Annotated in this window: 15 protein-coding genes; 8 read left to right on the forward strand and 7 right to left on the reverse strand. The window is 71.0% G+C overall.

All coding sequences use genetic code 11. The features are described 5' to 3' along the window. Nucleotides 1-68 precede the first annotated feature (68 nt). Nucleotides 69-995, forward strand: a complete 927-nt coding sequence (locus tag SK803_RS24370; RefSeq protein ID WP_319968396.1) for a hypothetical protein — start codon at nt 69-71, stop codon at nt 993-995. Nucleotides 996-1,003: 8 nt separating this feature from the next. Further along, nucleotides 1,004-1,372, forward strand: coding sequence for a sunset domain-containing protein (locus SK803_RS24375; protein ID WP_319968397.1), 369 nt, complete (start codon nt 1,004-1,006; stop codon nt 1,370-1,372). A gap of 227 nt (nt 1,373-1,599) precedes the next feature. Here the strand turns inward: SK803_RS24375 and SK803_RS24380 are convergent, their stop codons facing one another. Together SK803_RS24380 and SK803_RS24385 are read right to left on the reverse strand one after the other, a co-directional pair. Further along, nucleotides 1,600-2,322: an anti-sigma factor gene (locus tag SK803_RS24380; RefSeq protein ID WP_319968398.1), complete on the reverse strand. Its 723-nt coding sequence runs from the start codon at nt 2,320-2,322 to the stop codon at nt 1,600-1,602. Further along, a complete protein-coding gene (locus tag SK803_RS24385; protein WP_319968399.1) occupies nt 2,319-2,921 on the reverse strand; it encodes a sigma-70 family RNA polymerase sigma factor in 603 nt (200 codons plus the stop codon). The genes SK803_RS24380 and SK803_RS24385 overlap by 4 nt, the downstream gene beginning before the upstream one ends. Nucleotides 2,922-3,128: 207 nt before the next feature. On the opposite strand from SK803_RS24385, the gene SK803_RS24390 reads away from it, so the two are divergent. Continuing rightward, on the forward strand, nt 3,129-3,782 hold the full coding sequence (locus SK803_RS24390) for a fasciclin domain-containing protein (protein WP_319968400.1): 654 nt from the start codon (nt 3,129-3,131) through the stop codon (nt 3,780-3,782). Nucleotides 3,783-3,978: 196 nt separating this feature from the next. Here the strand turns inward: SK803_RS24390 and SK803_RS24395 are convergent, their stop codons facing one another. Together SK803_RS24395 and SK803_RS24400 are read right to left on the reverse strand one after the other, a co-directional pair. After that, a complete protein-coding gene (locus tag SK803_RS24395; RefSeq protein ID WP_319968401.1) occupies nt 3,979-4,560 on the reverse strand; it encodes a peptide deformylase in 582 nt (193 codons plus the stop codon). Between the two features lie 25 nt (nt 4,561-4,585). Next, nucleotides 4,586-4,957 (reverse strand): winged helix-turn-helix transcriptional regulator, encoded by a 372-nt coding sequence (locus SK803_RS24400; protein ID WP_406601570.1) that lies wholly within the window; start codon nt 4,955-4,957, stop codon nt 4,586-4,588. A 105-nt stretch (nt 4,958-5,062) separates the two neighbouring features. Between SK803_RS24400 and SK803_RS24405 the strand changes: the two genes are divergently transcribed. Both SK803_RS24405 and SK803_RS24410 read left to right on the forward strand, forming a co-directional pair. Next, complete coding sequence (locus SK803_RS24405) at nt 5,063-5,431, forward strand: DoxX family protein (RefSeq protein WP_319968402.1); 369 nt, start codon at nt 5,063-5,065, stop codon at nt 5,429-5,431. Nucleotides 5,432-5,456: 25 nt separating this feature from the next. Beyond that, nucleotides 5,457-6,089, forward strand: a complete 633-nt coding sequence (locus tag SK803_RS24410) for a uridine kinase family protein (RefSeq protein WP_319968403.1) — start codon at nt 5,457-5,459, stop codon at nt 6,087-6,089. Here SK803_RS24410 and SK803_RS24415 read toward each other — a convergent pair. Further along, a complete protein-coding gene (locus SK803_RS24415; protein ID WP_319968404.1) occupies nt 6,067-6,576 on the reverse strand; it encodes a GNAT family N-acetyltransferase in 510 nt (169 codons plus the stop codon). The genes SK803_RS24410 and SK803_RS24415 overlap by 23 nt on opposite strands. Next, a complete protein-coding gene (locus tag SK803_RS24420; protein WP_319968405.1) occupies nt 6,573-7,589 on the reverse strand; it encodes a hypothetical protein in 1,017 nt (338 codons plus the stop codon). Before SK803_RS24420 ends, SK803_RS24415 begins: the two co-directional genes overlap by 4 nt. Before the next feature lie 126 nt (nt 7,590-7,715). Here SK803_RS24420 and SK803_RS24425 point away from each other — a divergent pair, with 126 nt between their 5' ends. From SK803_RS24425 to SK803_RS24435, 3 genes are all read left to right on the forward strand, one after another. Beyond that, nucleotides 7,716-8,288, forward strand: coding sequence for a MerR family transcriptional regulator (locus SK803_RS24425; protein WP_319968406.1), 573 nt, complete (start codon nt 7,716-7,718; stop codon nt 8,286-8,288). Beyond that, nucleotides 8,285-10,612 (forward strand): VIT domain-containing protein, encoded by a 2,328-nt coding sequence (locus tag SK803_RS24430; protein ID WP_319968407.1) that lies wholly within the window; start codon nt 8,285-8,287, stop codon nt 10,610-10,612. The genes SK803_RS24425 and SK803_RS24430 overlap by 4 nt, the downstream gene beginning before the upstream one ends. A gap of 160 nt (nt 10,613-10,772) precedes the next feature. Beyond that, on the forward strand, nt 10,773-12,770 hold the full coding sequence (locus SK803_RS24435) for a GH36-type glycosyl hydrolase domain-containing protein (protein WP_319968408.1): 1,998 nt from the start codon (nt 10,773-10,775) through the stop codon (nt 12,768-12,770). Here the strand turns inward: SK803_RS24435 and SK803_RS24440 are convergent. Next, a complete protein-coding gene (locus tag SK803_RS24440; RefSeq protein WP_319968409.1) occupies nt 12,751-13,419 on the reverse strand; it encodes an alpha/beta fold hydrolase in 669 nt (222 codons plus the stop codon). The genes SK803_RS24435 and SK803_RS24440 overlap by 20 nt on opposite strands. Between the last annotated feature and the right edge of the window lie 49 nt (nt 13,420-13,468).

Here is a 13,468-nt window from a genome sequence, read left to right on the forward strand (position 1 = left end):
CGGTCTCCAGGTCCGGTAAGCCCTGCGCCGTGCGTCTTCCTCACGCGGTTTGGATCAGTGGGCTGTTGGTGCCCGTGCTGCTCGCCGCCACCGGCGTGTTCGTGTACGGCCAGGACGTCGAACGGGCGTTGCACGCCGACGTGCGTACAGCGCTGGGAAAGGCCGGCTACCACGGCGTGGTCGAGGTGAGCGGCCGTTCCGTCGTGGTGAGCGAAGTGTCGCCACGGTCCGTGGACGCGGTGCGCGCCGTGGTCTCCGATGTGTCCGGCGTGGGCAGCACAGACGTACGGCCCGCTGGCCCGGAGCAGCTTCTCGTGGCCGTGCGAGGCGGCGAGATCCTGTTGTCCGGCGCGGTGGCCGACGACGCGGAACGCGTCGCGCTGATCAACGCGACGAAGTCCGACGACCACCGCGTGACGGCCGCGCTCCGGCTCGGTGGCACGCTGCCGGTGCCGCCCGCCGTGGTCGGGCGTCTGGTGTCCGCGGCGTTGTCGGCCAAGGTGTCCGACGTGACCACGACCATCTACAACGGCCAGGTGGCGATCGCGGCCCGCGTGCCGGACGAGGCCCGCGCCACCGCCGTCCGGGACGCGGTGAAACAAGCCGCGAACGGCCTCCAGATCACGGACCGCGTGGAGGTCGGACCGTCCGCCGCGGTCGGCGACCTGAACGTCGAGGCGCTGCACGACTCGATCAGCCGGCTGGTCAACGGCAACGGCGCGATCCGGTTCGTGCAGGGCACGACCGCGTGGGAAGGCCACGGCCCGGTGCTTGTCCAACGCGTCGGCCGCATGCTTCTCGTCGCACCACGCGCCTCGATCACGTTGGTGGCACACGGCACCGACCCCGCGATGGCCACCAAACGCGCGGAACTGGTCCGCGACGTGCTCGTGGGTCAAGGCGTGCCGTCCACGCTGATCGCAGTTGAGACCCGTCCCGCCCCCGACGGCGAGTACGACCCGGCCGCGCGCCAGGTCGACGTCGTAGTCCGCTAGGAGTTCTTGTGCTCTGGTTGTTCTCGCAGATGTTCGTGCTGTGCGTGGTGTCCTTCGGCGTCGGCGTGCTGCTGACGTGGCTGTCCGTGCGCGGCCGCCTGCGTCCCGAGCCGCTGAAGCCGCGGCTGGCCCTGCCGGCACCGCGGATCGCCGCGGAGGACGTGGTGGTGCGGCAGCAGTCGGTGGCGCCGCCCGTCGTGCCGGCGGACAAGCAGAAGTCGTTGCCGGTCAAGGGCAATTCGAAGACGATGGTGTACCACACGCCCCAATCGCCTTACTACAACCGGATGAAGGGCGACATGGCCTTCGCGTCGGAAGCGGAGGCGTTGGGCGCCGGTTACCGGATGTGGACGACGAAGGCGCGCGTCAAGGCGTGAAGCCGGGCTCGCGGTGGGCAAATCAGGTGTCACGCTTCGCCGCGCTGAACCTGTGGGAGCGGGATCACGACCAGGCGCCCGCTCCCGACGACGTGCGTTCCCTTGTGCGGTCCTGCATCGCCACCGGCCGGCTCACCGACGCCAGTTGGACGTCGTACCGAGCCGGGCCAGGGCGAAGCGGTGCGCTGGCCGATGACACTCATGGGCATCGGCCAACGACAAGCGGGCTACGCGAGTGCGATGACCATCATCGGCGCCGTGGTGGGCGTCGCCGAACCTCCCGTCGGCTCCACGGTGATCGCCACCTTCCGCACGTCGGCCACGCCCGACGCCATCAGCGGAGCCGAGCCGGACGCGGGCAGCACTCCCGCGGGCCGTGGGCCGTGGTCGTCGATCAGCCAGAGCTGGTAGACGCGGTCGGACGGGGGCGCCGGCAGGTCGCGGCTCAGGAACAGCAGTTCGTCGCGGCTCGCCGACACCACCGCGGTACCGGTCGCGCCGTCCGGGCCGGTGGCGCTCACCAGCTTGACGTCCGGGGTGGACAGGAAGTTGGAGAACCGGCTGTACTCGCTGGAGATCTGGGCCAGCGCATCACTGTCCTGAGTGGACTTCACTTCCACCGTGAGGACGACCGCGACGACGAGGCAGGCGGCGGCGAGCAGGCCGCCCGCGCCGCGCAGGTTCCTGGCCCTGGAGAGGCGGGCCGTGCGCGGAGGCAGTTGCCTGGTCTTGGCCGCGGCGGCCAGGACGCGTGCCCGCAGGTGCGGAGGTGGCGCGAACTCGACCGCCGCGCCCAGCCGGGCTGCCGTGGCGGTGAGTTCGGCGACCTCCACGGCACAGCTGTCGCAGCGGGCCAGGTGGACCTCGAACATCGCTCGTTCGGTGTCCGACAGGCCGTTCACGGCGTAGGCGCCGGTGAGCGTGTGCAGGTCTGCGGATGTGCTCCTCATCCGGTCACCCCCATGCAGTCGCGGAGTCGGATCAGGCCGTCGCGCATCCTGGTCTTGACCGTGCCGAGCGGCAGGCCCAGCAGGCTCGCGACCTCTGGATAGGAATAGCCCTGGTAGTAGGCGAGTACGACGGACTCGCGCTGCAGGTCGGTCAGAAAACTCAGGCAGCGGCGCACCTGGCGTTGCTCGATCCTGCCGTCGACCTGTTCGCTCACCTCGTCGAACGGCCTGGCCGGGTCGAGCCGTGCCACGTGGTCCTCGCGGTGCGTGGCGGCCTGCGCGGACCGGACGCGGTCGACCGCGCGCCGGTGGGTCAGGGTCAGGATCCAGGTGTTGGCGCTGCCTTTGCCCGGGTCGAACCTGGTCGCTGTTCGCCACACCTCCAGCATCACCTCCTGGAACACCTCCTCCGACTGCGCCTGGTCGCGCACGACACGTCTGATGAGACCGAACACCGAGCTGGAGACGACGTCGTACAGCCGCTCGAACGCGGTCTCGTCGCCCCTGGCCACCAGAGCCAGCAGGTCGTCGGCCGTGGGTTCGGCCGGGCGGTCGTCATCGCGGGGAATGCTCTGCAGCGACCGCTCGCGCTTCGGCATCGTGCTTCCTCTCCTCAGCGTTGTCCCTTGGTGTTCGTGACGGAGGCCGAGACGGATCGGATCTGAATGCGTTGTCACAACAGGTTCAGCCGAAGGTGGACGAAAGCGGCGGACGGGTAACGGATCGGTAACCGCACCCATCCGCTCCCCGGCGGGCGCCGAATCACGGGCAACAACCGCCCGGCCACTCCTTGGAGATGTCCTGTCATGAACAAGACCGTCCGCAGCACTGTTCTGGCCATCGGCGCCGCCTCGCTCGCCCTGCTCGGAGCTGCCTGCGGCTCGGGCGACGCGGCGAGCAGTGGCTCCAGCACCGCGCCCACTTCGGCCACCTCGACGGCACCGTCGTCCGCCGCGATGGCCGACCCGGCCAAGGACCTCGTCGGCCCCGGTTGTGCCGACTACGCCAAGCAGGTCCCGTCCGGAGCCGGTTCCGTCACCGGCATGGCCGCCGACCCGGTCGCCGTCGCCGCAAGCAACAACCCCTTGCTGACGACGCTGGTGAGTGCGGTGTCGGGCAAGCTCAACCCGAAGGTCAACCTGGTGTCGACGCTCAACGGCGCCGAGTTCACCGTGTTCGCGCCGGTCGACTCGGCGTTCGCGAAGATCGACGCCGCGACGATCGAGAAGCTCAAGACCGACGACGCGCTGCTGACCAAGATCCTGACCTACCACGTGGTCCCCGGCCAGATCTCGCCCGACAAGATCGCCGGCGACCAGAAGACCGTCCAGACCGGCATGGTCAAGGTGTCCGGCTCGGGCAACGCGCTGAAGGTCAACGACGCCAACGTGATCTGCGGCGGCGTGCGCACCGCGAACGCCACCGTCTACCTGATCGACTCGGTCCTGCTTCCCCAGTGATCTCGTTCGGGGGACCGCCTGCGTGGCTGTGATCCACGCGGGCGGTCCGCTTCGAACGCAGTGCGCGCGGATCCGCCAGATGCGGTTCAGCCGGTTCGGGCCGGCGCCGCGCGTGGTCCCTGCGCAGCGGGTGTCGTGAACACCGGCCCGCTGCGCAGGGCCGCGATCAGCTCCCACCGGACCGGTGTCACGCTCGTCACCAGGGACCCGCCGCGAACGGGTCCGGTCCGTCGCCCGGCAGCCAGCTGATGCCCGGTTCGGTCCAGCCGTTGCGTTCGAGCATCCGCATCGCCTCGGCGGCATGGGGGTCGACGAGCCGGGACAGGTAGAGGCGTCCGGCGAGGTGGTCGGCCTCGTGTTGCAGGCATCGGGCGAAGAAGCCGACGCCCTCCACCGAGACCGCGTCGCCGTGCCGGTCGACGCCGGTGACGCGGGCCCAGGCTGCCCGGCCGGTGGGGAAACGCTCACCGGGCAAGGAAAGACAGCCTTCGAGGTCGCGGCGGGGGTCGGGCTGGGTGCCGGGGAGTTCGGACGTCTCCAGGACCGGGTTGATCACGTGACCTCGGTGGTGGCGTCCGGTGCCGTCCGGGCAGTCGAAGACGAACACGGTGCGGCTGTCGCCGATCTGGTTGGCCGCGAGACCCGCGCCGTTGGCGGCGGTGTTCGTGTCGAACAGGTCCTCGACCAGCCGCGCGAGATCCTCGTCGAACTCGGTGACCGGTGTGGCGGGAGTGGCGAGGATCGGTTCGCCGGCCACGAGGATCGGCCTGACAGTCATGAACGCAGCGTAGGTCTTCGGGTGACTAGTGGTGGCCGCCGCGGTTGGCGTTGATCTCGTCGCGGTGGGCGATGGCCCATTCGGCGAGTGCGATCACCAACGGCACCAACGTCTTGCCGAGGTCGGTCACCTCGTACTCGACGCGGGGCGGCACCTCCGGGTACGCCGTGCGGCTGACCAGGCCGTCCTCGACGAGGTGCTTCAACGTCAGGGTGAGCATGCGCTGCGAGATGCCGGTGATCCCCTTCTCCAGCTCGCCGAAGCGCAGGGGGCCGTTCCGCAGCGCGCCGATGACCAGCAGGCTCCACTTGTCGCTGATGCGGTCGAGCACCTCCCGGACCGCGCCGCCGTCGTTCATCGGCGGCGGACAGGTGTCCGACTGCGTGAGCCCCGTCACAGCGCACCCCGCTTTCCTGGACACATACATCGATGTGCCTTTTGCAGCGCTTCAAAACTTACAGACCATGAGGCTACGCACAACTCGTAAGGATTGGAGACTGCGGTGAACATCGCGTTGTGGGTGGTGCAGGGTCTGCTGGCGGCGGTCTACCTGGCGGCAGGCCTCATGAAGCTGGTGCGCCCGCGGGAACAGATGGTGGCCTCCGGCAGCTTCGAGTGGGCGAAGGACATGTCGGACGGGGCGGTGAAGGGGATCGGTGCCGTCGAGGTGCTGGGCGCGCTCGGCCTGGTCCTGCCGCAACTGACCGGCATCGCACCGGTGCTCACCCCGATCGCGGCCGTCGGGCTGGTGATCGTGCAGGTGCTGGCGGCGCGGGCGCACCTGAAGCTGGGGGAGACGAAGTCGTTGCCCGTCAACGTGGTTCTGCTGCTGCTGGCGGCCTTCGTCGCGGTCGGGCGGTTCGCGGGCTGACCGGCGGCGGTGCAGGATCGCGGGTATGCGGTTGCACGAGGGTGAGGGCGAGGCCACGGGGTGGCGGGTCGAGAAGCTGTCCGCTGTGGTGCAACGACTCGTGAGTCCAAGACGTCCGGCGCTCGTCGCGATCGACGGCCGTGGCGGCGCCGGGAAGTCCACCCTCGTCGAACGCCTGCGGAAGCTCGTTCCGGCGTCCGCGGTCGTGCACACCGACGACATCGCCTGGAACCAGGCGTTCTTCGACTGGGGAGACCTCCTGGCCGAGAACGTCCTGAAGCCACTGCGGAGGGGCGAGGCGGTCGAGTTCCGGCCACCGGCCTGGATCGAGCATCACCGGCAGGGCGCGATCCAGGTCCCAGCGGGGATGGACGTCGTGTGGATCGAGGGCACCGGGATCATCCGCGAGGAGCTCGCGGAGTGGCTCGACGCCTCGATCTGGATCCAGGGCGATCTGGACGAGCAGGAACGCCGGCTCGTGGCACGGGACGGCGACTCCGAGGCCCAGCAACGGCACGTCGCCGCGTGGCTGACCGAGGAGCTGCCGTTCCTGCTCCGCGAACGCCCCTGGGAGAGGGCGACGATCGTCGTCGCAGGCACGACCGAACTCCGCCACGACCCCGAAACCGAGGTCGTCACAGCTCCTTGTGGAAGATGAAGAAGTCGCACGGGCAAGCGAGCTGCGGGGCCAGCTCCGGGAAGGCCGCACCGAAGTCGTCCGTGCGCACGACCTGATAGCCGATGCGCGTGTACCAGTCCCGCAGGAAGTCCTTGACGGGATGAGACCAGGTCCGCGGAACCAGCAGCTCCAGCTGCATCCGCACCAGACCGCGCTCGCGGGCCCAGCGCTCGGCGAACGACACGAGGTCCCTGCCGAGGCCGGTCCCGCGTTCTTCCGGAGCGGCGACGAGCATGCCGAACTCACCCGTGCCGTCGTCCAGCTGCTGGATGCGCACCGAACCCACGACGCGCTCGCCCGACCGGGCCACCCAGATCTGCCCGGCCTGAACGAGGCCCGCCATCTCGGCTTCGCTGGTCCGCTCGGCGCTGTCGGCCCACAGTCCCTTTTCGGCGTCGGCGTACACCCGGTTCACCAGCTCCGCGATCTCCGCGGCCTGGCCGGTGTCGGCCGGGGCGATGGTCACCACGGCGCCGGTTGGGTGGTGTCGGCCAGCTTGTCGGCGTGCTGGAGCACTCCCAGTTCGCGCAGCATCCGGTCGCGTTGCGCCGGGTCGTGCGCGACGTGCGAGATGTGCAGGGCCTTGCGCAGGCGGGCCTTCCGCCACGGCGTCCACCGGCTGGCCAGCGCCAGCTTCGCGGCCCGCAACGCCGCCCGGTCGCGGGTGCGCGCGAGGGCGTCGCGGTGGTCGTTGCCCAGGCCCAGCAACGAGAGCAGGCGTTCCCGCAGCTCGCGGCCGACTCGTGCCCAGGTCGTCGTGCGCTGACGTGCGGCGCGGATCTCGATGCCCAGCGCGAGGTGCAGCATCACCAGGCCCAGCACCGGTCCGAGCAGAACACGGGCGGTACCCGCGACGGGACCGGACAGGCTGAGTGCGGCGAACGCGGCGAACGCCGTCAGCGCCCACGCCACGAGACGCGCCGGGCCAGGACGGCCGTCTCGGCGCACGCCGCCGCGCATGGCCCAGCCGCACGCGATCAGCGCCGCTTCCATGACGGAGAACAGGATGACCCGCTCGACGGTGTCGGTGATGCCCAGGCGCAGCTCGAAGAACCGCCACGAGGTGTCCACGCTGACACCGATGCTCAGGGCCGCGACCGCGTAGAAACCCTTGGCACCGGCGGGCTTCGAGGCCTCGGCCGGTGCGGGATCGGCAGCTGGCCCGGTGCTGCCCGCCTTGGTGCCGGCCGGCTCGTTGCCGTCCGCCTCGTCCATCTCGGCGATCAGTTCCGGCGTCAGCAGCACGTGGCCGCCGGTGTCGGTGACGCCGTTGCGAGCGCGCCAGTCGTTCACGATCGGCGCGGCGTAAGGCCTTCCGGGCGGCTGCTGGCCGTGCTTGTACAGCCACCGGCGCACGTCCTCGACGGTGCAGCCACGCGGCATGTGTTCCAGCGCGTACTGGATCTGCGCCTTCTTGGTCTTCAGCCGGGCCAAAGCGGTGTCGTGGTCGGTCATCATCCCGACCTCGTCCGTGGTCACTCGTGCTCTCCATCCCTCAGTCGGTGTGCAGGGGCACGCGACGCGCGGACCCTACCGCGCCGCCGGGTGTGATCATCTTTAAGATTGACGTTGACACTGTCACGGTTGCAGTGTCACCATCGAGTGGTGTGGACGCTCGACGAGTTGCTGGACCGTGTCTCCGCCGCATTGACGGCGGAGTACTCGGGCGCGCCCAACGGTCGTGTGCGGGACGTGCCCGACCGGCGGGCTGTCCGCTGGTACGCGACGACCGGGCTGGTGGACCGGCCGTCCGCGATGCGCGGCCGCACCGCGCTGTACGGGAAACGCCACCTGCTCCAGCTCGTGGCCGTGAAGAGACTGCAGTCGGAGGGGAGGACGCTGGCCGAGATCCAGACCGAGCTCGCGGGCGCCGCCGACACGGCGCTGGCGGCCATCGCCCGCGTTCCCGAACGACTGCTCGAGTCCGCTGATCCGCCACCTCAGGAGGCCGTCCGCCCCCGGTTCTGGGCGGAACCCGCCGCCGCACCGGCCGCGCCGCCCCCGGCGCCGCCGCAGGCGGCCCCGTTGAACGGCGTGGCGCTCGGAGGAGGCGCTGTCCTCCTGGTCCCGGGAACGCCGGCCGCCGCCGACATCGCGGACATCGCCGCCGCCGCACAGCCGTTGCTCGACCTGCTCGCCTCCCGTGGTCTGCTCACGAACGAAAGGGAATCGCCATGACCTTCTCCGTCGCCCCGATGAAGTCCGCAGAGGGGGACCGGATCGGCTGGACGACCGAGGACGCGGGTCTCGGCGCGCTGCGCACCGAGCGCGGCAACCTGCCGTTGGAGCGCCTCGACGTGCGGGCGGCGATCACCGGGCTGGTCGGCCGCGTCGTGCTGACGACCGGCTTCGTGAACTCCCACGACACGGCCCTCGAAGCGACGTACGTGTTCCCGCTGCCGGACCGCGCCGCCGTCACCGGCATGAAGATGACCGCGGGCGATCGCACCGTCGACGCCGAACTGCAGGAGCGCGGTGCCGCTCGCCAGGCCTACGACGACGCGATCGCGGCAGGCAGAAGAGCGTCCATCGTCGAGGAGGAACGGCCCGACGTCTTCACCATGCGGGTCGGCAACATCCCCGCGGGCGAACGGGTGATCGTCGAACTGAGCCTGGTCGGGCCGCTGGTGTTCGAGGACGGCGCGGCCACGTTCCGGTTCCCGCTGGTGGTGGCGCCGCGGTACGTGCCGGGCACGCCGCTGCCGGGGCCGTCGGTCGGTGACGGGTACGCCGAGGACACGGACCTGGTGCCGGACGCCTCCCGGATCACGCCGCCGGTGCTGCTGCCGGGCTTCCCGAACCCGTTGCGGCTGCAGATCGGCGTGGAGATCGACCCCGCCGGTCTCGAGCTCGGCGAGGTGCGGTCGAGCCTGCACACCGTCGTGTCCGAGGGCAACACGGTGACGGTCGTGCCGGGTGAACGCGTCGACCGCGATTTCGTGCTGCGCCTGGCGTACGCGGGGAACAGCTCCGCGGCCGTGTGCGTGCCCGATCCCGACTCCGACGAGGGCACCTACCAGCTCACGGTGCTGCCGCCGGATCTTTCCGTCCCGGTGCGGCCTCGCGACGTGGTGCTGCTGCTCGACCGGTCCGGCAGCATGTCGGGCTGGAAGATGGTCGCGGCGAGGCGAGCGGCGGCCCGCATCATCGACACGCTGACCAACGACGACACGTTCTCCGTGATCACCTTCGACGACCGCGTGGAACGGCCGGCGGAACTCGGGAACGGACTCGTCTCCGGCACCGACCGCCACCGGTTCCGCGCTGTCGAGCACCTGGCGGCGGTCCAGGCCCGCGGCGGGACCGAGATGTTCGCGCCGCTGCGGGAGGGGCTGACCCTGCTCGCCGACGTCCGCGAGGGCCGTGACCCCGTTCTGGTGCTGGTCACGGACGGGCAGGTCGGCAACGAGGACCAGCTCCTGCGCGACATCGCGCCGGTGATCAACCGGACGCGCGTGCACGCCGTCGGCATCGACACCGCCGTGAACGCGGGCTTCCTCGGCCGCCTGGCCGCTCAGGGCGCGGGCCGCTGCGAACTGGTGGAGAGCGAGGACCGCCTGGACGAGGCGATGTCGCACATCCAGCGCCGCATCGGCGCGCCGGTGATCACCGACGTGGTGGTCTCGCCCGAGTCGTCGCTGCCCAAGCAGCCCACGGCCATCTATCCCGGTGTGCCGCTGGTCGCCTTCGGCCGGTACAGCGGACCGGCGCCCGGCTCCTTCACCGTGCGCGGCCGGACCAGGGACGGCGCGGACTGGCAGGAAACGGTCGCCGCCCAGCACCACACGTCGCCCGCGGTCCGGGCGCAATGGGCTCGCGCCGCATTGCGTGACCTCGAAGACCGGTACGCCACCGGCGACAGGGCGGTGGAGCCGACGATCGTCCAGACCTCACTGCGTTTCGGCGTGCTGTGCCGTTTCACCGCGTTCGTCGCGGTGGACGAACGCGTCGTGTCCGACGGCACGGTGCACCGGGTGGTGCAGCCGGTCGAGCAGCCCGCGGGCTGGGAACTCGCGGCTCCGCCGTTCGCCGCCGCGCCGATGGTCAGCTACGCCTCGGCGCCCGGTGGTGGCTACGGCGGCGGACCACGCGCCGCGTTCGACGGGGTTGCCGCACCGCCGCCTCCAGCACCCCAGGCCGCCGCGGGTCGCACTCGCGGCCGGCCCTCCGCGCCGAAGATGATGTGCGCCCCGGCTCCCGTGCCGGTGCCCGATGACCCCGCGCAGCTGCGGGAGATCGCGGCGATGGAGGTGCGGCGCCTGGAGCAGGACGCGGGACGGCCCGACTGGGAACGCCGCGAGCTGCTCGCCGACCTGGCCAGCCGCCTCGGCACCCTGGTCGCGGCTCGGCAGGGTGCGGCGTACGAGCCGTTGCGCCGCCTGGTCGCCGAGCTCACCGCCGGGGGAGACGTCGCCCAGCTGTGGGCACGGGCTCAGCAGGTGCTGCGGGAGTTCGCCGAACAGCCCGCCGCGCCGGAGCGCCGCCGGTCGTTCTGGCGCTGAACGGCCCTGGTGGCGCGCCCCAGAACGTTGGCGAGGTAATCCACGCCCAGCAGGGTGCCTCGCGGCACCACGATGCACCCGTCTGACCGCGAATTCCCCCGGCAACGTTCTGGGCCACGCCACTTGCCCGCCCGCGTGTCCCAGCGGAACGCTGGCAGGTGTGAGTGCGTTCGGGGAGTGGACGACAGCCGAGGGCCTGCCCGCGTTCGAATACCGGGCAGGCCCAGAGCCGTGGGATCCCGTCCTCGACCCGCCGACGTCGTTGCACCGCGTGCACGTGGGCAACCGCCGGATCACGCTGGTGGCCGGCAGCGACGGGCTCTCCAGCGTGTGGGACGAGCACCTCGGGTGCCGATGGATCGCCGAGCACACGGGCGCTGGCCGGTTCGGTGCGCTGTCCACGGATGCCGCTGCGGTGAAGCTGTTCGGGCCGACGTTCTGCCGCGTGTCGGTGGCCGGGGACGGGGCGGAGATCGAACGCACGGTGCTGTGCCCCGAGGGGGAGGTGCCGTGGGTGCTGATCAAGGTGGACGTGGTCAACCGGGGCGAGGCGGTGTTGCGCCGGACGCTGACCGAGGAGTGGGTGGTGCGGCCGCGCGAGGTGAACCTGGAGTTCGGTCCCTCGCGTGACGACGTGCTGGAGGACGGACCCGTTGTGGCGCTGGAGAAGTGCGGCGACGCCGGGACGGAGGCGCCGGCTGGGCCGTCGACGGGGATCGAGCTCCCGCCTGGCGAGCGCGGCGACGAGCGGGTGGAGACCACGTCCGGTCCGTTGGCCGTCGCCGTCGGCCTCGAACTGCCGCCCGGTGCCCAGACGACGGTGTGGTTCCGCTTCGGTCTCCTCGACGGCCCCGTGAACCCGGCCGCCGTGTACACCGACAGCCTCGCCGCACTGCGGGATCGCCTCCCGGCGGCGACACCCGAGATCACCTGGCACGCGGCCCTGCTCACCGGTGGCGCCTGCGTCGACGGCGTGCTCGGGGGCCACACGTTGAACCAGGGCTCCGCCTACTCGTTCCGGCACGGATTCAACGGCGCGGCAAGGGATCCGTTGCAGCACGCGCTCCCGCTCGTCCACCTCGAACCGGACCTCGCGCTGTCGGTCCTGCGCAACACCTGCTCCTGGGGCAGCCCGGACGGCGACCTGCCGTACGCGCTCGACGGCCGCAAGCAGCCCTGGGCCGGGGTGTTCCGGCCGTCCGACCAGAACCTGTGGGCGCTGTGGCTGGCCGCCGAGTACGCGGCGGCGACCGATGACCTCACCGCGTTCGCCGAACCGGTGCGGTACCACCCGTGTCACGGCGCCGATCCGGTGCCGCTCGGCGAGAACCTGCGGCGCCAGTTCAGGTTCTTCGTCGACGAGGTGGGCGTGGGGGAACACGGGCACGTCCGGATCCTCAACGCCGACTGGAACGACCTCGCCGTCAGCGAGTCCGGAGTGGACCGCGACCTGATGATCGAACGCGGCGAGTCGGTGCTCAACTCGGCGATGGCCGCCTGGGTGCTCCCGGTGTACGCGAGCCTCGCCGAGCGACTCGGTGACCACGCCACCGCGGCGGAAGCCCGTGAGCGCGCGGCTGATCTTCGTGAGCGGGTGGCGGGGGAGTGGAACGGCAGATGGTTCCGGCGCGCGCACGCCCCTGGCGGCGGCCTGATCGGTGACCACGACCTGTGGCTGGAGGTGCAGCCGTGGGCGATCCTGTGCGGTGCGGCCACGCCGGACCAGGCACGGGCGTTGCTCAGGACGATCGACGAAACCTGCCGGGCCGGCTCACCGCTGGGCGCGCGGCACCGCTGGCCCGCGACGCCCGGCCAGGTGTGGTTCTCGGTCAACATGACGCTGATCTGGGCGGCCGCCCGCTACGACCCGGATCTGGCGTGGGACGAGTGGCGGCGCATGTCCCTGCACGCGCACACCGCCGCCTACCCCGGCACGTGGACGGGCACGTTGTCCGGTCCTGACTGCTACCTCGCGCCGGACAGCGACCGGCCCGGCGAGACGTGGGCGCTGCCCGGCCACGGCGTCGCGATGCAGGCCTACCCCGTCGCCAACCTGCACAGCCACGCCCAGCCGTTGCTCGCCTACCTGCGGTTGCTCGGCGTCGAACCCACCGCCGGCGGCACGATGCGGCGCCGGTTCACCCGAGCAGCGCCGTGAGCAGGACCTCGGGCGTCTCGACCTGGGGCAGGTGGCCGGTGCGGGGGAGCAGGGTGAACGTCGCCGACGGGATCGCGGCGGCGTAGGCCTTGCCGTAGCCGGAGTCGACGATGCCGTCGCTCTCGCCCCACAGCACGTGCACGGGAACGCGCACGTCGCCGAGCCGTTCGAGCAGCGTGGGATCGGACATGGACGGGCCGGTGTAGCTGATGAGCGCCTGCACGTCCGGGCTCGGGCCGGTGGCGGTGGTTGGTGGCGCAAGGGCCGGGTCGTGCCACGACAGCGCGCGGATCTCGGCGAGGCTGAAGCCGCTGATGTCGGTCATCGGGTGGCCGTCGACCTCGACGCCGATCCCGTTGACGATCACCACGCTGCTCACGCGAGGGCTGGCCAGCAGCGCGATCTCGGCGGCCAGCCAGCCTCCGAACGAGTTGCCGAGCACGGTCACGTTCGTCAGTTCCAACTGGTCCAGCAGGGCGACGTAGTGCTGCGCGAGATCGGCGACGCTGGTCAGTCCGTCTTTGGGCGTGCCGCCGAAGCCGGGGTGGGTGGGGGCCAGCACCTGCGAGTGGGTGCGTTCGGCCAGCAGGTCCGCGAACGCCGTCATCGTGGGAGCGCCGCCCCCGCCGTGCAGGAGTAAGTAGGTCATATAAGGAACCTTAGGTAAGGATGTTTATATAAGCAAGGTGGTTAAGATC

Origin of the sequence: Lentzea miocenica (assembly GCF_033949945.1) — a bacterium.
In the GTDB taxonomy this organism is placed as follows: domain Bacteria; phylum Actinomycetota; class Actinomycetes; order Mycobacteriales; family Pseudonocardiaceae; genus Lentzea; species Lentzea miocenica.